At 31.9% G+C, this 22,224-nt stretch carries 19 protein-coding genes; 11 read left to right on the top strand and 8 right to left on the bottom strand.

What is annotated here, in order from left to right; all coding sequences use genetic code 11:
• Window positions 1-10: 10 nt before the first annotated feature.
• Both U5A88_RS07925 and U5A88_RS07920 read right to left on the bottom strand, forming a co-directional pair.
• Window positions 11-1,267, bottom strand: a complete 1,257-nt coding sequence (locus U5A88_RS07925) for a dihydroorotase (protein WP_354205331.1) — start codon at window positions 1,265-1,267, stop codon at window positions 11-13.
• A gap of 2 nt (window positions 1,268-1,269) precedes the next feature.
• A complete protein-coding gene (locus U5A88_RS07920; protein WP_354205329.1) occupies window positions 1,270-3,213 on the bottom strand; it encodes a BatA domain-containing protein in 1,944 nt (647 codons plus the stop codon).
• A 137-nt stretch (window positions 3,214-3,350) separates the two neighbouring features.
• Between U5A88_RS07920 and U5A88_RS07915 the strand changes: the two genes are divergently transcribed.
• Entirely contained in the window at window positions 3,351-3,842 is a 492-nt protein-coding gene (locus U5A88_RS07915; RefSeq protein WP_354205327.1) for a hypothetical protein, read from the top strand.
• Between the two features lie 8 nt (window positions 3,843-3,850).
• On the opposite strand, the gene U5A88_RS07910 is transcribed toward U5A88_RS07915, so the two are convergent.
• From U5A88_RS07910 to U5A88_RS07895, 4 genes are all read right to left on the bottom strand, one after another.
• The gene (locus U5A88_RS07910) at window positions 3,851-4,441 is read right to left on the bottom strand and encodes a hypothetical protein (RefSeq protein WP_354205325.1); all 591 of its coding nucleotides are present in this window, start codon (window positions 4,439-4,441) and stop codon (window positions 3,851-3,853) included.
• Window positions 4,441-5,259 carry a sterol desaturase family protein gene (locus U5A88_RS07905; RefSeq protein ID WP_354205323.1) on the bottom strand — a complete coding sequence of 273 codons (819 nt, stop codon included), beginning with the start codon at window positions 5,257-5,259 and terminating at the stop codon, window positions 4,441-4,443. Before U5A88_RS07905 ends, U5A88_RS07910 begins: the two co-directional genes overlap by 1 nt.
• Before the next feature lie 219 nt (window positions 5,260-5,478).
• The gene (gene lon / locus U5A88_RS07900) at window positions 5,479-7,908 is read right to left on the bottom strand and encodes an endopeptidase La (RefSeq protein ID WP_354205321.1); all 2,430 of its coding nucleotides are present in this window, start codon (window positions 7,906-7,908) and stop codon (window positions 5,479-5,481) included.
• Between the two features lie 268 nt (window positions 7,909-8,176).
• Entirely contained in the window at window positions 8,177-8,665 is a 489-nt protein-coding gene (locus U5A88_RS07895) for a hypothetical protein (RefSeq protein WP_354205319.1), read from the bottom strand.
• Between the two features lie 177 nt (window positions 8,666-8,842).
• On the opposite strand from U5A88_RS07895, the gene U5A88_RS07890 reads away from it, so the two are divergent.
• The 9 genes from U5A88_RS07890 to ppk2 (U5A88_RS07850) all read left to right on the top strand — a co-directional run bounded on the left by U5A88_RS07890 (window position 8,843) and on the right by ppk2 (U5A88_RS07850) (window position 16,455).
• Window positions 8,843-9,361 (top strand): RNA polymerase sigma factor, encoded by a 519-nt coding sequence (locus U5A88_RS07890; RefSeq protein ID WP_451963078.1) that lies wholly within the window; start codon window positions 8,843-8,845, stop codon window positions 9,359-9,361.
• A complete protein-coding gene (locus tag U5A88_RS07885) occupies window positions 9,351-9,908 on the top strand; it encodes a hypothetical protein (RefSeq protein ID WP_354205315.1) in 558 nt (185 codons plus the stop codon). Before U5A88_RS07890 ends, U5A88_RS07885 begins: the two co-directional genes overlap by 11 nt.
• Window positions 9,889-10,971, top strand: a complete 1,083-nt coding sequence (locus tag U5A88_RS07880) for a DUF4097 family beta strand repeat-containing protein (RefSeq protein WP_354205313.1) — start codon at window positions 9,889-9,891, stop codon at window positions 10,969-10,971. Before U5A88_RS07885 ends, U5A88_RS07880 begins: the two co-directional genes overlap by 20 nt.
• A gap of 24 nt (window positions 10,972-10,995) precedes the next feature.
• Window positions 10,996-11,706, top strand: coding sequence for a head GIN domain-containing protein (locus tag U5A88_RS07875; protein WP_354205311.1), 711 nt, complete (start codon window positions 10,996-10,998; stop codon window positions 11,704-11,706).
• A 390-nt stretch (window positions 11,707-12,096) separates the two neighbouring features.
• Complete coding sequence (lgt, locus tag U5A88_RS07870) at window positions 12,097-13,011, top strand: prolipoprotein diacylglyceryl transferase (RefSeq protein ID WP_354205309.1); 915 nt, start codon at window positions 12,097-12,099, stop codon at window positions 13,009-13,011.
• 65 nt (window positions 13,012-13,076) lie between these two features.
• Window positions 13,077-14,318, top strand: a complete 1,242-nt coding sequence (rocD, locus tag U5A88_RS07865; protein WP_354205307.1) for an ornithine--oxo-acid transaminase — start codon at window positions 13,077-13,079, stop codon at window positions 14,316-14,318.
• Between the two features lie 2 nt (window positions 14,319-14,320).
• Window positions 14,321-14,797 carry a nuclear transport factor 2 family protein gene (locus tag U5A88_RS07860; protein WP_354205305.1) on the top strand — a complete coding sequence of 159 codons (477 nt, stop codon included), beginning with the start codon at window positions 14,321-14,323 and terminating at the stop codon, window positions 14,795-14,797.
• A gap of 2 nt (window positions 14,798-14,799) precedes the next feature.
• On the top strand, window positions 14,800-15,663 hold the full coding sequence (gene ppk2, locus U5A88_RS07855; protein WP_354205303.1) for a polyphosphate kinase 2: 864 nt from the start codon (window positions 14,800-14,802) through the stop codon (window positions 15,661-15,663).
• A gap of 3 nt (window positions 15,664-15,666) precedes the next feature.
• Window positions 15,667-16,455, top strand: coding sequence for a polyphosphate kinase 2 (ppk2, locus tag U5A88_RS07850; RefSeq protein ID WP_354205301.1), 789 nt, complete (start codon window positions 15,667-15,669; stop codon window positions 16,453-16,455).
• A gap of 76 nt (window positions 16,456-16,531) precedes the next feature.
• Here ppk2 (U5A88_RS07850) and U5A88_RS07845 read toward each other — a convergent pair whose 3' ends face one another.
• On the bottom strand, window positions 16,532-18,958 hold the full coding sequence (locus U5A88_RS07845) for a GumC family protein (protein ID WP_354205299.1): 2,427 nt from the start codon (window positions 18,956-18,958) through the stop codon (window positions 16,532-16,534).
• Between the two features lie 13 nt (window positions 18,959-18,971).
• Window positions 18,972-19,772, bottom strand: a complete 801-nt coding sequence (locus U5A88_RS07840; protein ID WP_354205298.1) for a polysaccharide biosynthesis/export family protein — start codon at window positions 19,770-19,772, stop codon at window positions 18,972-18,974.
• Between the two features lie 537 nt (window positions 19,773-20,309).
• On the opposite strand from U5A88_RS07840, the gene nagB reads away from it, so the two are divergent.
• Entirely contained in the window at window positions 20,310-22,223 is a 1,914-nt protein-coding gene (gene nagB / locus U5A88_RS07835) for a glucosamine-6-phosphate deaminase (protein WP_354205296.1), read from the top strand.
• Window position 22,224 lies beyond the last annotated feature (1 nt).

The raw sequence follows: 22,224 nt of genomic DNA, 5'->3' as shown, positions 1-22,224 counted from the left end.
TATATTGATTTTAATTGATTACGAGTTTGTTATTGGCAAAAACACCATATGCTTTTCCTTTTAATTTTTTGCCTATAAAAGCTGAATTTTTTGATGTTGAAAGTATATCTTCTTCGGTAAATTCGTACTCAACATCTGGATTAAAAAGCGTGATATTTGCCACCTGACCTTCCTCAATAGTCGGATTTTCAATGTTAAAACGCTTTCTGGGTACATTTGTTATACAATCTATGGTTTTTTCTAAGGGGAAAAGGGTGTTTATAGCCCCAAAAAGGCTCTCAAGTCCAATAGTTCCTGACATTGCGTTTTCAAATTCTACTTTTTTGTTTTCTATGTCAATTGGATTATGATCGGAAGTTATCATGTCAATAGTTCCGTTAATAACCCCTTTTTTTAGCCCATTTACATCGTTTCTTTCCCTTAAAGGTGGAGATACCTTATAATTGGTGTTGAATTCATTCAATTCGTTATCCGTTAAGAACAAATGATGTGAACTTACACTGCAAGTAACATCCAAGCCTTTTTTCTTGGCTTCTGCAATTAGTTTGACAGATTTAGCTGTGGAAATGGTTGGTATGTGCAATTTGCCTCCTGCATATTCCAATAAAAATAAATCTCTAGCCACTTGTAGTTCTTCCGCTAATGCGGGATTGCCTTTTAAACCTAACTTAGTTGCAACTTTACCTTCATTGGCTACGCCATTATTGCTCAATGAATTGTCCTGTGGAAAGCTCAACACCAATCCATCAAAATTTTGGGCGTAAAGTAGTGCTATTTTCATCAAATTAGCATTGTTTACAGGTTTGTCATAATCGCCAAAGGCTATAGCACCAGAACTGTACATGTCAAATAATTCTGCCAATTCTTTTCCTTCTGCTTTTTGAGTTAGGTTTGCTATCGGAAATAATTGTACAGCATTTCCTTTGGCTTTATTGACTAAAAATTCAACAGCAGATTTGTTATCGATTACAGGATTTGTATTTGGATTCATTGCCACAGCGGTAAAGCCACTTTTTGCGGCAACTTTTAATCCGTTTGCTATGGTTTCACGTTCTTCAAAACCAGGCTCCGCAAAAGAAACGCTCGTATCGAACCATCCCGTAGAAATATGGAGATTTTCTAATTTAATTTCCTTTATCTTATTTGGGTTTTTTATTGTAGAAGCAATATTGGCAATTTTTCCTTTTTCAATTAAAACATCCCGTTTTTTTAAATGATACGGACTTTTACTGTCAATTATTTTTGCGGATTTTATAAGTAGGTTCATAATTAAAGGAATTTAAGCAATAATATTTCAATTATTAAAAACAGTATGGATGCTATTAAAAACCATTGCCAATAATTTGTAATTTTTGTGTTGTTTGACATATTGACAAAAGCATCTTTTACATCTGACGTAAAATTGATGTTTGGTGCATTTCCAAAATACTCTTCAACAGTTATGGTTTTTAAATCACTTTCCGACCTGTTAAAATTAAAAGCAATTTGTTGTATTGCCTTTTCGTTATATGCAATTCTTGTAAACCCATTTTTCGTAGGATTTGTTTCTGTAGTAATAGTTACTTTGTCTGGGTTTATTTGTTGTAATGGGATATAATCTTCTTTATCATTAACAAGATGTAAAACTTCATCTTTAGACAATTCTATAGGGACTTCAATAGTATTCAAATTACCAATAGTATAATATAACTGTGAGGTGTTATGGCTGTACAATGCAAAATTATAAAAAATGGGCACAATTAAAGGTGAATTTTTAAAACTTGAATTTTCATTAGTTATTGATGCTGCAAGCCAATACACTTTCCCTTTAACTGTATTTGTTTGTGAGATAAATGGGTTACCATTTTCAAAATCAACAATAGAAGAGGTGTTGTTAAAATTAACTATATAACTACTTTTTACATTGGGATATTGAAAATTCTTGATTTGTTTTTCAAATACACCTTTTAATAAAGGATGTGAAAATTTAATGGTAGTAACCGACAGTTCTGATTTGGACAATCCTTGTAAGCTTCCCATTTTTAATGAGGATAGCAATGTATTATAAGAATTTAGATCTGCATTTAATGCAGGGATAATAGCCAAACTACCACCAATATCGGTAAATGTTTTTAAAGTGCTATTTAATACTGTGGGTATATTCTCTAATTCATTCAATATCAGTAAATGTTGATTGTTTAACGTATTGTAATTTAAATCGTTTACTGTTGTTGATGTAAAATTAAATTCGTCATTGGTATAAATTTTTGATAAAAATCCATTGTCAGAGCCAATAGCGGTTACATTTATTTTTTCGGGTTTATTGATAACAAAATACAACTCATTATCAAAAGTGAGACTTTCGTCTTCCAGTTGTAGTTTGCCATTGAATTTTCCAGTATTGGGGATATTGAAATTTATTTTTTCTGATTCGTCTTTTGCAATGGTTACCGTAGATTTTCCCGATAGCAAATCGTTGTTATATAAACTAACCGAAACATTTTCTTGATCTAAACCATAATTTTTTATGATAGTGGATAGTTGTATTGACTCATTATTCTGATCTGAAATAAACACACTATCAATACTAATGTTGGAAGTTTGTTGAGGTAAAATTTGGGCAATGTAATAGGTGTTGGTAGAATCAATTTCTATCTGATTTTCTGATGTATATTTCTGAAAATCAGATATTAAAAATATATTATTTAAGGTATTTGACTTTTTTATATTGTTTTTAATTTTAAACAAAATATTGGATAGATCAATTTTAATAGGGTAGTAGTCTATTTCTAATAATGTATTTTGTAGTTCTTTAGCAGAAAGGTTTTCATAAGTAGCATTGTTGGTATATAAATTAATGGCCTCTAAATTTTGCGTACTTTCAATAATATCTTGTACTGCTCTTTTTAATAGTTCACCCTCATTGCCTTTAGCTTGCATGGAGTAAGAATTATCCAAATAAATTGAGGTATGTTTAGGGTTATTAATATTGGAAGCACTGATAAAGGGTCGTGCAAATGCAAAAATTAAGGCTGCAAATAAAAGCAACCTAGTACATAAAATCAAAAACTTTTTAAGTCTCGAACTTTTTCGAGTTTGTAATTCAACCTCTTTCAAAAACTTAACATTGGTAAAAGGGACTTTTTGAAAACGACGTAGTTGAAATAAGTGGATTAAAATGGGTATGACCAGCAAAAATAAAGCGTAAAGGATTTCTGGATGCTTAAATTGCATTGTTCAAAAAGATTTGTCAAAAATAATAATTTATTGCGGATAAATATCACATTCAAAATAAAAATGGGTATTGGTATAGTAAAATGAGTAAGGATGCGTTTTAATATCAGACCAATAGTTCAATAACGATTAAAGTGATGAAAAATATAGCAATTTTAGTACTGTTCTTTTTTGTATCTACATTTTCGGTACAATCGCAAAACATGACCAATAGTGATTTGGAAAAAATTATTTATGTGGTTTCTGATAGTATTAGGGGCGAAGAAGGCAATTGGCAGTTTATGATTAAAGGTAGAATGTTAGCCTGTATCACAGACAGTACAAACAATCGCCTAAGGATTATGTCACCCATTACCGAGCAGAAAAAATTATCTCATATAGAGTTGCTCAAATTGATGGAGGCCAATTTTCATACCGCTTTAGATGCTCGTTATGCCATAGCGGATGATTTACTATGGTCGGTGTATGTACATCCGTTAAAAGAATTACAAAAAGATGAAATTTTAAGTGCTATTAATCAGGTATATACTGCTGCGTTAACTTATGGAACTACTTATAACAGTAGCGAATTGACGTTTCCTAATAAAAAGGAGTTGGAAAAGGAAGAAGAGCAGAAAGGGAAGATGTAATTTATTTTTTATAATTTTTCAATTACCTTTATTATCCTTTTTTCTATTCTAGAAGTAATTAATGGACTGTAATCAAACTCATATCTTTTAATTAGTTTCCAAGTTTTATTATTGTTGTCAATTAGATAAAGCATTAGTTGCCCTTCATTAATATCTCCATAATAACCGTTTATAGATATAAAAATTGAATGTTTTTTTGTATTAAATAAAAGTTGTTTTGGGGCTTGTTTGCTCCTATATTTTTTTTCTCCCTCTAATACAGTATTGATGGTCAAATAATCTTCAAACAAAAATGGAACTTTTACATACCTTGCATTTGGAAGTTTTGATTTTATCGTTTTGATTGTAAAATCAGATAGTAATTTTCTTTGTTTTGGATTTTCGATAAATAAACCTTTTGATTTTTCCTTAATTTCAATGTCTGGTGTAATAATGAAAATGCTATCTTTTAGTATTTTGTAATTTTTCGTATAAATACTTTGATCTTGTTCTAGTTGAGCTTTTTTAGTTGTTGAACAACCGACAATTAATATGAAAATGAATAAACTAGAAATAGTTTTTGCTGTAATGTTAGAAATTATGATATTTAAAATATTCATCAATAATCAGTTTTAATCCTTTTATCAAAAGGCACTTTAAATTGATAGCCCACATTTTCGTCTAGCTTATCATCCAGCACATCAAGTCCATAAACCACTTTACTAGGATTGTCATACACAAAAGTGCCAAAAATTCTATCCCAAAACGAAAAGATGTTTCCAAAGTTGGTATCAGTCCATGGTCGTTCAAAATGATGGTGGAACTTGTGTATATTGGGCGTAATAAAAATAAAACTTAAGGGCTTGTCTAACCAAACGGGGACATTTATATTGGCATGGGTTAAATAGGTGAAAAGTATGGTTACGATTTTATAGACTACGTAAAAAGCAAAAGGAGCTCCAATAATTACGATGGCGATTAAAGCTGCTATTTCCCGTAAAATATAATCTCCTGGATGATGCCGCGTACCTGTGGTCGCATCTACTTTGGTATCGCTATGGTGGATCATGTGAAACTTCCACATCCATTTTACTTTGTGCAAATAATAATGTATTGCATATTGAGCCACAAAATCTAAAAAAAGAATAGCAATGAGTAATTCTGCCCAAATGGGTAAATCAACTGAATGTAAAAGTCCTAATTGATGTGTGCCAATGTAAGCAAAAGCACCGACAGTTAGAATCCCAAACAATACATTTATCGTTAAGCTAGTAGCTAAAAAGATAAAGTTAACACCAGCGTGCTTCCACTTCTTATAGTTTAGTTTAACTAAAGGGTAAATACCTTCTAAAAACCAGCTGAATGATAAGCAAACAAAAATCCACACTAATTTTTGCCATGAAGGCATATGCTCAAAGAATTGTAAAAAGGAATCCATTTTCTAAGGGTTTTTACAAATATAATAAGTAAAAACGCAATCCCTCCGCCTTCCAACTGAAAAAGTTGAAATTCACCTCCCTTTATCCCAAGGTCTCGGGAGAAGGAGCCTTCATATAATAGTTATGAGTATTTAGAAAAAATATAATCGTTTGCTAGCTCCCCTCTTGAGCAAAGAGGGGAATGAATCCTGATTTTTTCAGAAGAAAGGGGAGATTGCTTACTGTTTCAACAACGCAATATCAATAACTTCTTTCATGGTTTCAACAAAATGAAATTTTAGACCTTTTAAATAATCTTCTTTTATTTCATTTATGTCTTTTTCATTGTCTTTACACAAAATAATTTCTTTGATATTTGCTCTTTTGGCCGCTAAGATTTTCTCTTTAATACCACCAACAGGTAATACTTTTCCACGTAATGTCATTTCACCCGTCATTGCCAATTTGGCTTTTACTTTTCTGCCTGTAAAAGAAGATACCAACGATGTTAACATGGTAATACCAGCACTCGGACCATCTTTAGGAGTAGCACCTTCGGGTACGTGAATATGTACATTTTTAGTTTGTAAATCTTCAATATTAATACCAAATTCATCAGCATTTGCTTTGATAAATTCCATTGCGATAGTGGCAGATTCTTTCATCACCTTACCTAAATTACCTGTGATGGTTAGGTTACCTTTACCTTTTGATAAAATGGATTCAATAAATAAAATGTCTCCACCAACACTCGTCCATGCTAAACCTGTAACCACACCTGGCACTTTATTGCTTTCGTATTTATTACGTTCTAAATTGGCCGCTCCTAATATTTTTATCAAATCATCATTACTAATTTTAACTTGATATTCCTGCTCCATAGCAATGGATTTTGCAGCATAACGTACCACTTTTGCTATCATTTTATCAAGTGTTCGAACACCAGATTCTCTGGTGTATCCTTCGATAATCTTTTCTAATTGAGCCTTTCCGAGTTTTATATCTTTTGAAGTTAATCCATGTGCTTTTAATTGTTTTGGTAATAAATGCTTCTTGGCAATTTGAATTTTTTCTTCAATAATATATCCAGTAACATTTATAATTTCCATCCTATCACGTAGTGCCCAAGGAATATTACCCAAATTATTAGCTGTGGCAATAAATAGAATTTTGGAAAGATCATAACCTACCTCTAAATAATTATCATAAAATGCACTATTTTGCTCGGGGTCAAGTACTTCTAACATAGCAGATGAAGGATCACCATTATGGCTATGCGATAATTTATCAATTTCATCCAACACAAACACAGGGTTTGAAGTACCCGCTTTTTTCAAACTTTGAATAATTCTACCTGGCATAGCACCTATGTAGGTTTTTCTATGACCACGTATTTCAGCTTCGTCACGTAAACCACCAAGCGACATTCTTACATATTTTCTGCCCAAAGATTCAGCAACCGATTTACCCAAAGAAGTTTTACCAACTCCGGGAGGACCATACAAACAAATAATGGGTGATTTCATATCGCCTTTTAGTTTTAAAACCGCCAAGTGCTCAATAATACGTTCTTTTACTTTTTCGAGCCCAAAATGGCCTCTATCCAATATTTTTTCCGCACGTTTTAAATCGAATTTATCTTTAGAAAATTCGTTCCAAGGCAAATCCAGTAACAAATCTAAATAATTACGTTGTACAGAATATTCCGCCACTTGCGGGTTCATACGCTTTAATCTGCCTAGCTCTTTATCAAAAGTTTCCGCAACTTCTTTGCTCCATTTTTTCTTTTTCGCTTTTTTACGCATTTCTTCCAACTCCTCATCATAAGAAACACCACCTAATTCTTCTTGAATGGTTTTCATTTGCTGATGTAAGTAGTATTCGCGTTGTTGTTGGTCCATATCCTCACGGACTTTAGAATGGATAACATTTTTCAATTCAAGATGCTGTAATTCAGCATCCATCTTTTTTAAGGTTTCTAAAGCTCTCTTTTTTAAGCTATTGGTATTAAGCAATGCTTGTTTGTCTTTAACCCCTAAATTCATGTTAGAGGAGACAAAATTCACTAAAAACGAATTGCTTTGAATATTTTTTATGGCAAAAGAAGCTTCAGATGGTAAATTGGGGTTCTCCTTTATAATCTTTAACGCAATATCTTTTATGGACTCAATAATGGCATTGAATTCCGTATCGGTTTTATCGGGAATTTCTTCCAATAACTCCTTAGCAGTTGCTTTTATGTAAGGTTCGGTTTGCACAAATTCGCCTACTTCAAAGCGTTTTTTACCCTGAATAACCACCATCGTATTTCCATCAGGCATTTTCAGCACACGTAAAATTCTAGCTACGGTACCAATGCTATGTAAATCTTTACGTGTAGGGTTTTCAACCGATTCGTTGTTTTGTGCTACTACACCAATAGTTTTATCGCCTTTATTGGCTTCTTTAATCAATTTTATAGATTGGTCTCTACCTGCGGTAATAGGAATTACCACTCCTGGGAACAGAACTGTATTTTTTAAGGTTAAAATTGGCAATACCTCTGGTATGGCTTCATTTTTTATTTCCTCTTCATCTTCGGGTGTCATTAACGGAATCAATTCAGAATCCTCGTCAAGCATATGTTGAAGTGACAAACTGTCAATATTTAAAAATTTTGGATTACTCATAAGTATATATAGGTCAATATGACATTAAACGTTAGTTTCAATAAAATAATACATTCTTAAAGTGAAATTAATTAACTAAAAATCAGAGTCTTAATTATTTAAAAATGTATTTCCAACCTATATATTTCAATAGTTGTGCCAATGGGGAAGATTTGATGTTTAAGATTGTGCGTAGTTAGAGGACTTTGCACAGCGGAGAAAAATTGTTCTAAAAACAATTGCCAAAAAAACTAATAAATAAGCAAATATTAATAGCATACGGGTCTTATTATAACCAATCATTATTTTTTAATACGAATAAATTTTCAGCTATCTCGTTAAAATAATCGTAGCCCCAATATGATACTATACTATACTTTTCTCTATCAGATCTTTTATATTCTCCAACAATTCTGTAACCTTTCATTAAGCTCCATTGTGAATTGTTTGCTCCATAAGAGCCAATTAAAATTTTTGGTTCAATATTCGCTTTTATAAAGTCAAGGTTTCCTAAAATTCCACTGGAATATTCGTTAATGGTTTTGATATGTGCATGTCCTTGCTTTAGAATCTTTAAGTTAGATAATTCCTGTAATTTGGGATGCTCAGTACCATTCCAGTTTAATAGTCCAATAACAATTTCCCGAGTTAATTTTAAATCTATTGGTGGTGTATCGATAACAACTCCAACTGCGTATGATTTATTAGATAATTCTGTAACCCAATAATCACCGGGGCTTATTTTTTTATTCGATTTAGGTATAAATGGATATGTCATTTTTAGATTTTATATCAAACAAATATACCTAAATCGCCACATTAATAACCCTAAAAACCTCAATTAACAATCATCTTAATAACTTTTTTTAACAAAACTGTAACAAATTAAAACGTACTTTGTCTTTTAATCAGAAACGATACATTGCAACATAATAATCAACATATAACCCAACTTTTGCGTGAGTGCAAAAATGGAAAGCAAAGTGCTCAATTCGAGATCTATAAGTTGTATTACAAAGCAATGTATAATGCAGCCGTAAGGGTCTTAAAAGATAGCTTTGAAGCTGAAGATGTAATGCAAGAGTCGTTTCTGATTGCATTTGAAAAATTGAGCACTTTTAAAGGTGAAGTTGCTTTTGGAGCCTGGTTAAAAAGAATAGTAATTAATAAAAGTATAACACAATTAAGAAAAAATAATAGAGTACAGGAAGTGCCTCTAGAAGCGGTAAAAGAACAAGCTGAAGATACTAATGATGATGCCAATTATGAAGGTTTAAACCCTAAGGTGATTATAAAAGGAATAAATCAACTAAAAGATAATTATAGAGTGGCTCTAACTTTAAACCTAATAGAAGGATATGATTATGAAGAAGTTTCTGAAATTATGCATATTACAAATCAGAATTCCAGAACAACAATTTCAAGAGCAAAAAATAAATTAAGAAAATTATTAAAGACGGATTATGCACGATAAGAAAGATAAATTAGAACAAAAATTTTTAGAACTTAAAGGTCAGTTTGATACTGAAGAGCCTGAAATGGGACACTTTAGCAGGTTTGAAGAAAGACTTGGAAAACAAACTTATGAAAAGCCAAAATGGAATCCTAATAATTGGAAATGGATAGCTGTAGCGGCATCACTTGCACTAGTTTTTAGTATTGGATTTGGAAATTTTAAAACAGAATCAACTGGTTTAGAATTGTCAGCAGTTTCTCCTGAAATGGAAGAAACGCAAAGCTTTTTTGTTTCTACAATTCAACAAGAATTAAAACAGATTGATTTAAAACGCAATGAAGATAACACACAAGTTATTGATGATGCTCTGGAGCAAATTAAATTATTGGAAAAAGATTATCAACAGTTAACAGTTGACCTTAAAACCAACAATAAAGATAACCGTGTAATTTATGCAATGATTGCTAATTTTCAGCAACGTATAGATGTATTACAATTTTTATTGAAACAATTAGATGAAATAGAACAATTAAAAACAATCAAAAATGAAGACACAATTACGTAAAACACTATTATTTTTAATTTGCATTCCGTTTGCTATCCAAGCGTATGCAACTGATGGGCATAAACACGAAAAATCAAAAACTCTTAAAAAAGAGTATACTGTAAATGCAGATGCCTTACTAAAAATTGATAACAAGTATGGTAACATAGATGTTATCTCTTGGGATGGTAACACCATTGAAATTGAAGTAAAAATTACTGTTAGTGGTAATGACGTAGATAAGGTTACAAAGCGTCTTAGTATGATAGATGTTGAATTTGAAGCCACTAGAAGTGAAGTTTCAGCCAAAACGGTTATCGAAAAGAAATCATCTTCATGGTCTTGGGGTTGGGGCAAAAACAGCAAAGTAAATTATAAAATCAATTACAAGGTAAAAGTGCCCGTAACCAATCATACAGATTTAAGAAATGACTACGGTAACATTACACTGAACGAAACAAAGGGAGACTGTTCTATCAATTGTGATTATGGTTCAATTATTATTGGAGACCTACATAGTAATAATAACAAAATAAATATAGATTACACCAATAACTCTACTATTGGTTTGATGAATGGTGGTTCTATAAATGCTGACTATTCAAAACTTACTGTAGAAGAAGCAGGAAATATTGACTTAAATGCAGATTATACGACTACAGTTTTTGAAAATGTAAAAACATTGAATTACAATTGTGATTATGGTAGTCTAAAAATAGAAAAAGGTGGGAGTATAGAAGGCGATGGAGATTATCTATCACTAAAAATGGGAACTATTGCTAACGTTGCAAAGATAGATGCTGGCTACGGTTCCGTTAGAATTGAAAACCTTTTAGATGGGTTTAGTTTAGTTGACATTGATGGAAGCTATACGGGAATAAAAATTGGAGTGCCGAAAAACAAAGGTTTTAATTTTGACATTAACTTAAGATATGGAGGATTTAAACGTGATGATGCTATGACAAATTTTACCAGTCAAGTTGTAAAATCGACTTCTAAATCCTATCAAGGGTCTTATGGAAAATCGAACACCAACTCAATAATTAAAATAGATTCGGGTTACGGAAGTGTAACTTTTTACTAAAACTAAATTTTAAAACTAAACAAAATGAAGAAATTAATCATCTTATTCGCAATTGTATTATTTAGCATTCCGTCAAATGCTCAATGGAAAAAAGTAAAGGGTAACGGTAATGTTACTACCACTACTAGAACAGTATCAGATTATGATAAAATAGGAGTATCTGGCTCTTTTGATGTTAAATTAGTAGCTGGGACAGAGGGCAAACTTAGCATAGAGGCCGAGGATAACCTAATGGAATATATTATTACCGAAGTTAAAGGAGAACATTTAAAAATCAAATGGAAAAAGGGAATAAACGTTAGAACAACAAAGAAAACTGTAATTACCGTTCCGTTTAAAGATATTGAAGAAATTGCCCTATCTGGCTCGGGAGATATAACTTCCAATGAAGTTATCGAAGCTTCGGATTTTAAGATTGCCGTTTCCGGTGCGGGGGATATTGAACTTAAACTAAAGGTAAACTCGCTAAAAACAGCCTTATCGGGTTCTAGCGATATTGATTTGAGCGGTACCGCCACAAATTTTGACTGTGCTATATCTGGATCCGGTGATGTGGATGCTAATAATTTGGTTACTGACAACGCTACAGTTCGTATTGCAGGTTCAGGAGATGTTTCTGTTCACGCAAAAAAACAACTTGATGCCAAAGTTTCAGGATCTGGTGATGTAACTTATAAGGGTAGCCCCAAAACAAATAGTAAAGTGAGCGGGTCGGGTAGTATAAGATCTTACTAAAACGAATTTGCAACATAAAAAAAGGGATAAGTTCACATTGAACTTATCCCTTTTGCTTTTTACAAATTTGTACTACTATCTGTAACGTCTTTTCCTGTTCCAAATAGTACCGTTTGTATTTTCTAATGTTAATTTTAAAGTTTTCATAATTTTTTGCTTTTAATTTGAATCAGTAAGACGTTTTAACTTTAGTTATGTTGCATTAAGTGTATTATTTTAACAAATAATTAACATTTTAATGTAAAATCCCTAAACGAATTTTAAATTTTCGCCTAAAATTTGACATTTTGGACCAAATTTCGTGCTGAGTACTGTGAATTTTTCAATCATTCAATTTTTTCAACATTTAATTGTCTTACAATACTTATATTTACGGTCAAAATTAAATTTATGATTTTTTCACTCGCGGTAGATTGGAATTTTAATCCTGATATTTTTAAAGTAGGCTCTTTTCCTATTAAATATTATAGTTTAATGTATGTTTTGGCGTTTGTAGTTGGTTTACAATTGATGAAACGTATTTATATAAAAGATAATATTTCTTTAGAAAAACTAGATTCTATTTTCATCTACACAGTAATTGCCATGCTTTTAGGAGCGAGGATAGGTCATTATCTTTTTTATGAAGAAGATTACACCTTAATGGAAGTGTTTTTGCCCTTCAGGCTAAACCCATTTGAATATACTGGCTTTCAAGGCTTAGCAAGTCATGGTGCTGCGATAGGTATAATTATAGCTATGTTTTTTTACAGTAAGAAAGTAGTAAAAAAACCATTGTTATGGACGCTGGATAGGTTGGTAATTCCTACCGCTTTAGGTGCTATGTTTATAAGATTAGGAAATTTATTCAATTCAGAAATAGTAGGAAAAGTTACGGGAACAGATTTTGGGTTTAAATTCATTAGAAATGACATTAGCGAATATAAAGCTATGGCTATTACTGGGGCAAAAGAAGTAAATAAAGCTTATGACCTAATTGCAAATAGTTCTCGTTTTCAAGAAACATTAGCAGAAGTACCTAATAGATACCCTACGCAGATATATGAAGCAATAGGTTATCTAATTACTTTCTTAATACTTTGGTATATCTATTGGAAAACAGATAAAAAAGAAAAATTAGGCTATATTTTTGGTGTTTTTATGGTGATGCTTTGGTCGCTCAGATTTGTAATTGAATTTTACAAAGAATGGCAAGGAGGAATAGAAACCTTATTCAATGTAAACCTTAATACAGGTCAATTGTTGAGTATTCCTTTGGTATTGGTCGGTTTATTTTTTATGTTTAGACCAACTAAAACAGCATAATTTTAATGGATGATTTCTCTCCTTCAAGAAGGAATTACATTTTTTTAATATTAAATTTATAAAAGATGGTTTTAGAAGAACAAATATCATCACAACAAGCAATTGAATTAGAGCATAAGCATGGGGCTCAAAATTATCATCCTTTACCAGTTGTACTTAATAGGGGCGAAGGTGTTTATGTTTGGGACGTAGAAGGTAAAAAATATTATGATTTCTTGTCTGCATATTCGGCAGTTAATCAAGGGCATTGTCACCCAAAAATTATAAATGCTTTAAAGGAGCAAGCGGAAGCTTTGACATTAACTTCTAGAGCCTTTTATAATGATAAACTAGGCAAGTACGAAAAGTACGTTACAGAATACTTTGGTTTTGACAAAGTATTACCAATGAATACAGGTGCTGAAGCTGTAGAAACTGCCATAAAGATTGCAAGAAAATGGGGTTATGAGAAAAAAGGAATTCCTTCGAATAAGGCCAAAATAATAGTTTGTCAGAACAATTTTCATGGAAGAACGGTAACGATTATCTCTGCTTCTAATGATCCAGTTGCTACTGAAAATTTTGGACCATTTACACCGGGTATTGTTTCAATTAGATATAATGATCTTGATGCATTGTCAGAAGTTTTAAGAGATGACAATGTCGCTGCTTTTTTAGTAGAACCTATTCAAGGGGAGGCAGGTGTTTATGTGCCAGATGAAAATTATATAAAAGAAGCGTATGCCCTTTGTAAGGAAAGGAATGTATTATTTGTAGCTGATGAGGTGCAAACAGGAATTGCCCGAACGGGTAAACTGTTGGCTGTAAATCATGACAATATTAAACCTGATCTGTTGATTTTGGGTAAAGCCATTTCTGGTGGAGTTTTTCCGGTATCAGCAGTGTTGGCAGATAATCATATTATGGAAGTTATAAGACCAGGTAATCACGGTTCTACGTTTGGGGGTAACCCATTAGCATGTGCAGTTGCCATAGCAGCTTTAGAAGTTGTAAAAGAAGAAAATCTTGCTGAAAATGCTTTTAGATTGGGTGAAATTTTCAGAAAAGGTATGCAGAATTTAATGGATAGGACTGATTTGGTAAGGTTGGTTAGAGGTAAAGGCTTGTTAAATGCCATTGTAATCAATGATAGTGAAGATAGCTCTACCGCTTGGAATATTTGTGTAGCTTTAAAAGAAAATGGATTGTTGGCAAAACCTACGCATGGAAATATAATCAGATTTGCTCCGCCATTAGTTATGACAGAAGATCAATTGAATGATTGTATTTCTATTATAAGTGAAACAATAATTAACTTTAAAAAATAATTATGAACTTGAACTTAAAAAGAATATTTTTCGTTCTGATTGGATTGTTATTTTCATTCCATTCTATTGCAGCCCAATCCAATGATGTTGACGACATAAAAGAAGTCATCAATGCTTTTTTTGATGGTATGCATTCCAGCGATACGCTTAAAATAAAAGAATCTACTGTTGAACATGTTATCATGCAGACTATTGGTAAATCTAAAAATGGAACTTATGGATTGAAGAATGCTGATTTTGATAGTTTTTTAAAAAACATTGCAGCGATAAATCCTGAAACTACTAAAATTAAAGAAAAAATAATATCTTTTAGTATTAAAGTTGATGGAAGTATGGCAAATGCTTGGACGCCATATGAATTTTACGTGAATTCTAAATTCAGCCACTGTGGTGTAAATTCGTTTCAATTGTTTAAAGATAATGGAAAATGGAAGATATTTTACATTGTAGATACCAGAAGAAAACAAAATTGTAATTAAAGATGAACAACACTCAAGCATTGCTTACAAAAGAAGATTTTGAAAGTGTATCCTCTAACAAGGAACTTTTAGCCTTAATCAAACAAAAAGGCGAAAATATTGATGCAGTTTTAAATAGGCTAAAGTATGAAGATGAGTTAAGAAAACTTCAAATTGAGTTAGTTAAATTACAACAATGGATATCAACGAATAATAAGCGTGTAGTTGTTATATTTGAAGGTAGGGATGCCGCTGGTAAAGGAGGAAATATTAGACGGTTTACAGAGCATTTAAATCCGCGTTCAATGAATTTGGTAGCATTGACCAAGCCAACTGAGGTTGAGCGAGGGCAATGGTATTTTCAAAGATATATCAAAGAACTTTCCAACCCTGGTGAAATCGTTTTTTTTGATAGAAGTTGGTACAACAGGGCAGTTGTTGAACCTGTTATGGGTTTTTGTACTGACGAGCAGTATAGAAAATTTATGTTGCAAGTACCTGAATTTGAACATATGTTGTATGAAGACGGTGTGAAAATAATTAAGTTTTGGTTTTCTATATCTAAAGAAGAACAAAAAGCACGATTTGACGCTAGATTACAAACTCCTTTAAAAAGATGGAAATTTAGTCCTGTAGATCAAAAAGGACAAGAGTTATGGGATAAATATACTTTTTACAAAGAACAAATGTTTAGTAACACACATACAACATATTGCCCTTGGATTATTGTTAAAGCAAATGATAAAAAAGTTGCACGTTTAGAGACAATGCGTTACGTACTTTCTCATTTTAACTATTCTAATAAAGACAAAGCCTTAACTACATTACTTCCAGACCCTAATATTATTATGAGATATTATAGATCTGCAGAACAAATTGATTATTAATTTATGGAAAAATATGAATTAACAGAAACAGATGTAAAAAAACTCAGTACTAAAAAGGGGCTAAGGGTTTTGTTGGCAAAAGAACCTTATAATTTGGCTAAAGCAATACGTTTTATTAATTATGAAAAAAAATTAAAGAAACTACAGGTAGAACTGGTTAAATTACAAACTTGGGCTATTGAAAACAAGGAACGTATTATTGTAGTATTTGAAGGGAGAGATGCTGCTGGTAAAGGTGGTGCAATTAGAAGGATTACAGAACGTATCAACCCTAGGCATATTAAAATAGTTGCATTACCAAAACCAACTGAAGAGGAAAAGACTGAATGGTATTTTCAACGGTATGTAAATCAGTTTCCTAGGGCAGGCCAAATCGTTTTTTTTGATAGAAGTTGGTACAATAGGGCAGTTGTTGAACCAGTAAATGGATTTTGCACTGAAGAAGAATATAATATATTTATGAATCAAGTTAATGATTTTGAAAGGATGATTACAGAATCAGGTATTATCTTGGTAAAAATATATATGTCTATTTCAAAATCAGAGCAGGCAGAACGTTTTGATGATATTAAAAGCGACCCTTTAAAACATTGGAAGATGACATCGGTAGATGAGAGAGCACAAGAACTTTGGGATGTATATACAAAGTATAAAAAAATGATGTTTAAAAATACAGAAAATGGTGGCATTCCATTTAAAGTCATAAAGGCAAATAGAAAGACTATAGCCAGAGTAAATGCTATTCAGCATATATTATCTACCATACCTTATGATAAGGATTTGAAAATTTGATAGATGAGTTAAAATATAAAGAGAGGCGGAAAATTTAAATTTCCCGCCTCTCTTAGCTAAATATTTTCCTTTGAAACTAGCTAAATTTCCACCAAGGTTTTTTAGATTTTTCAAGTCCAGTGCCATATCCGTATCCATATCCGTAACCATATCCATAGGATTTCTTATGATCCAAGCCATTAAGTAATAAAGCCATATTGGGTAACCTTTTTTCTTTGTGTAAGAAGTTTATATATTTTAACATTCTCTTATCTAAGAAATTCGCCCTAATTACATAAATAAATGCATCCGAAAATTTACTTAACAACAATGTGTCCGTAACCATGCTAAAAGCAGCAGTATCAACAATAACATATTCATAATTTTCTTTAGCAAAATCAAAGAGGTCTTTGACCCTTTCATTCATTAACAATTCGGCTGGATTTGGAGCTAAGTCACCTGAGGTAATAATATCTAAATTTTTATTCTCAGGGGCAGAAACTAAAATATCTTCAGGTAGAAGATCGGAATTAATAATATAATTAGTAACCCCTTGCTTACTTCTTACTCCCAGATAAGGCTCAATTTTTGGAGCCCTAATATCCAATCCCAGTATTAATGTTTTTTTTCCTGCATGTGATAATGCCGTTGCCAAATTCGTAGAAACCATAGACTTGCCCTCGTGAGCAATAGTTGAAGTTACAAAAATTATCTTACCTTGAGTTTTACTAGATCTGTTTGGTAATATAAAACTAATATTAGTACGTAAAATTCTGAAAGCCTCTGCTATGCTTGAATGATCATCTTTTTGTATGAGATATCTTGGCTTTTTTCCATCTAATTTGGGGATATCACCAATAATTGGAATGCTCAATACTTTTTCAATATCCTCTCGTGTATGTATTTTTGAATCAAGAATATCCCTTAAATACAATATTGAGAATGGAATAAGTAGACCAGCGAGCAAAGCAAACAAAAAACCCATTTTTTTATTTGGCCCCGTTTTATATGGCAAGCTCTCGGCCTTATCAATAATTTTTGCATTAGGATCCGCAACACCTAGTGTTATTGCAGTTTCTTCCCTTTTTTGTAATAAATATAAATACAATTGCTCTTTAGTTTGTTGTTTTCGAGAGACATCTCTGAGTTGTGTTTCTTGAACAGGTGCAGCATATATTCTCCCTTGTGCAACGCTATATTGTTGATTGAAATTATCGAGAGCAATTTTTGTAGAGGACTCAACATTTTGCAATCCTTGGTTTATGGATTCTTCCAAAGACTTTATTTGATCGCTCAAGTTAACTACAGTTGGGTTTTTTTCAGTAGAATTTTTTAGCATTCTTTGTTTTTCAGCAAGCAATTGATTATATTTTTCTACATTATTTGTCACATTGGGATCATTAACACCAACATTAGGTATAAAAGCATTATCACTCTTAGTTGCTACAAATTCTTTTGCTTGTTTTATTTGATCAAGTTGAATACTGGTTTGATTTCTTAGTTGCTCAACTTGTTTAGCTGCTTGTATATTCACACCTGCACTGGAAGCCGATGAAGATGCTCCGTACTTTGACTTCACCCCTTCCACTTGTTCATCAGCATCTGCCAATTCTACTGAAATTTTCTGTAGTCTTTCGCTCACAAATTCTGATGTTTTCTCAGAAAGTTCTTCTTTAAGCCGAATTGCTCTTTCGTTATACTTTTTTACCAACTCATCTAAAAAATCTTCAGCTTTCTTCTTGTGGTCAATTTCTATTGAAAGGCTTAAAACGTTTGAGTATTGTGCCATGGGTTCTATTTCCAATCCACCTAAATAGGCATTAGCCAAGTTTTTTACAGGAATTATACTGACCAAGATGTTAGAGCTAATAAGATTTTGCTCTTGAAAATCAACATTGGGTAGTATAATCAAATCTCCAAAGTTGGTGGTGATTTTTTCACCGAAAGACTGGGTTTTAACAACTGATTTGTCGGTTGTACTGAACGTATATTGATTTGCCGAATTTACTTTAATTAAAAATTGTGCACCCACTTTGTACAATGTAGAATCACTTATGAAAAAATTAAGGTTCAATGGAGGGTTCTCGTAATTTTCTGTTTCATAGAATTCAGTATTAAACCCCAGATTGTCATCTAAAAATTTACTTATACCGTTCTTGTTGGTATGATATTGGATGTTAAGTTTAAGTGATTTGACGACCTCTCCTACTAAAGTTTTGGATTTTAATACCTGTATTTCATCATCTATGTTATCTTTAGTAGCACTCATTATACCCATATCTTGGAAAGCGGACAGTGTAGATTTATCACCACTTTTTTCATCTTTAATTTTTATTTTTGAAATCGCTTGATAACTCGGCCTTTTAAAGTTTAAATTAAAATAAGTATATATAAATGAAACTAGAACGGCCAATACAAACCATTTCCAATGTCTTAAATATTTTTCAATTTGCTCTCTTAGATCTAAATTGTTTTCTTCTGCATCATCATTAACAGCAACATTATTGATTTTTTCAAATTCCATTTATAATTTTTATTTATTTTGTAATACTTACTACTAGAGCTGCCGCAGTAATTAATATTGAAATTGCAGTTAAAGTCGCACTAGTACTAGGGCCTACATTTGAGCCTTTTATTCTAGAACTGTTTGGGGTAACGTAAATAACATCGTTTTGTGTTAAATAATACATTGGAGAGTTAAAAATCTCTTCTGATGTAAGGTTGACCCTGTTGTAAGTTTTTTTATTACCTTCTTCTCTGACAACCAAAACATTTTTTCTTTCTGCGTTTATGGTTAAGTCACCTGCAAGTGCTAGTGCTTCTAAAATAGTTATTCTATCATTTTGGACAGTGAAAAGACCAGGATTATTAACTTCTCCTAAAACTGATACTTTAAAATTTACGTTTCTTAGATTGACAATGGGATCTTTTAGATAATCTTTTAACATGTCCTTTATCATTGCTGTAGCTTGAATTCGTGTCAGTCCTGTCAGTTTTAAGGTACCTAATACAGGAAAATCTATATTACCATTTGCATCAACCAAATAACTTTGTAAAGTGGTTCTACCTAAACCACCATCATTATCAGTATAAGAAATAGAACTTAAATTAAAAGGCCTTGCAAGCTCTATGTCTAGTGAGGAAACAGTTATTGTTAAAGCATCATCTGGTTTTATAATGGCATTATAATTTTCAATAGGCCTGCTAATTGCAGCAATATCGGCATCTTGAAAATATACTATATCTTGTCTAGAACCACAAGATACTAGTGTTATTGTCAACAAGCTAAAAATTAATAATTTGCAAATTAATTTGTGAGAGATTGATTTTTTTGTCATTTTATGTATAATTTAATTTTGCAAAAATAAGAGTTATTTAATACTATTTTATTTTTTACAATTAATATTTAACGTTAATTATTAACATAATATTCGAATATAACTTTAAACTTTATAAAATTATGTATGTAACGATTCTTTAATTTGTTAATAATATTTTGGTATTTACGTTCTGATGTAAATTTAATATCAATAAAAATATTCGGTTTTCTACAAAATTAAATATTGGTTCTATTTTTATTGACTCTTTAAAATTGGGAGAAATCCAATTTTCAGTAAGGAAACACTTATATGATTTAGTTCTTCGCCTATCATATGAGATGGAGAACCCCATATTTTATAATTCATTATACATTCTTAGTGTAATTTATCACAAAAGTAAAAAAATATGTCATTTAGTAATTAAACAAGTCAAGTCTATTGTAATTATTTAATTAATAATAAATTTAAGAGCTACATATGGGTAGTTGGTCGAATTTTAAATATACTTTTGTAATTTATTTTTAGTTTTGCACTTCTAATTTAAACTAACTGTAGATGTCAAAAAAATCGATTAACCATCAAGAGGCCGGAAAATTTGAAGAAACTAGGTTTGAAAAAATTCATAATGTAATTTTTGAAAACTCTAATGATGCTTCAATTTTAGTTGCAAAAGAAATTGCCGATTTAATTAAGAACAAACAATCACAAAACAAAAAATGTATTTTAGGTTTGGCTACTGGATCTTCACCTATTAAGGTTTATGACGAACTAGTGAGAATGCACGAGGAGGAAGGGTTAAGTTTTAAAAATGTAATTACTTTTAATTTGGATGAATATTATCCAATGGAAAAAGAAAATATACAAAGTTATTACTACTTTATGCACGATCACCTCTTTGATCACATAGATATTCTTCCTGAAAATATTCATATCCCAGATGGAACCATAGAAAAAGATGTATATGATTATTGTATGTCTTATGATAAGAAAATAGAGGACGTTGGCGGTTTAGATTTTCAATTGTTGGGTATAGGTAGAACAGGACATGTTGGTTTTAACGAACCAGGCTCACATTACAATTCAGGTACAAGAACCATTACTTTAGATTATGTGACTAGAGCTGATGCTGCTCCAGCTTTCTTGGGTATAGATAAAGTACCCAGAAAAGCCATTACTATGGGTATAGCTACAATTAGAAAAGCAAAAAGAATAGTGTTGTTGGCATGGGGTATTAATAAAGCAAGTGTAGTTAAAAAAGCCATAGAAGGAGAAATGTCTTCTCAAATACCTGCAACATATTTGCAAAATCATCATAATACAACTTTTGTTTTAGATACAGATGCATCTTCGGAATTAACTCGAGTTAAAACACCATGGTTGGTGACTTCGTTAACTTGGAACGAGCATCTAAAAAGAAAAGCTGTTGTTTGGTTAAGTGAGTTATTAGGAAAATCTATTTTAAAACTTACAGACAAAGATTATAATGATAATGGTATGTCTAATTTGTTGGTAGAAGAAGGAACGGCTTATGATTTAAATATTAAGATGTTTAATATTTTACAGCACAGTATTACAGGGTGGCCAGGTGGCAAACCTAATGCTGATGATACTAACAGGCCAGAAAGGGCAAACCCTGCAAAAAAGAGGGTTATTATTTTTAGTCCGCACCCGGATGATGATGTTATCTCTATGGGAGGTACTTTTGATAGGTTGGTAGAACAAGGACATGAAGTGCATATAGCATATCAAACTTCTGGTAATATAGCAGTCGCAGATACCGAGGCTTTAAAGTTTGCAGAAGTATGCAAGTTCATGTCAAATACTTCTTCTGATTCGGTAAATAATATAATCGAGAGTATCAATAACAAAGAAAAGAATAGTATTGATACAGTTGAGGTTAGAAAACTCAAAGGAATGATAAGAAGAGGTGAATCTGTAGCAGCTACACGTTACGTTGGTGTACCCGATGAAAATGTTCACTTTCTAGATCTTCCTTTTTATGAAACTGGAACGATTAAAAAGAGCAAATTATCTGATGCCGATGTAAAAATAATGACCTCAATAATTGAAAAAGTAAAACCGCATCAGATTTATGCAGCGGGAGATTTAGCTGACCCACACGGTACGCATAAAGTGTGTTTAGATGCTTTATTTATGGCTCTAGATGAATTGAAACCTAAAAAATTTATGGATGATTGTTGGGTTTGGTTGTACAGGGGAGCTTGGCACGAGTGGGAAACTCACGAAATTGAAATGGCGGTACCTATGAGTCCAGATCAAGTGTTGAAAAAAAGAACAGCTATTTTCTTCCATCAATCTCAAAAAGACGGTGTAATGTTTCAAGGTGATGATTCAAGAGAGTTTTGGGTCAGAGTAGAAGATAGAAATAAGTTGACAGCCCAAAAATATAATGATTTAGGTTTGGCAGATTATGCTGCTATTGAGGCCTTTAAGCGTTATATATTTTAAT

The sequence above is a fragment of the Aureibaculum sp. 2308TA14-22 genome (genome assembly GCF_040538665.1).
Lineage (GTDB): Bacteria > Bacteroidota > Bacteroidia > Flavobacteriales > Flavobacteriaceae > Aureibaculum.
Note: the sequence above shows the minus strand (reverse complement) of the source record. Positions and strands in the feature narration are given on the sequence as shown.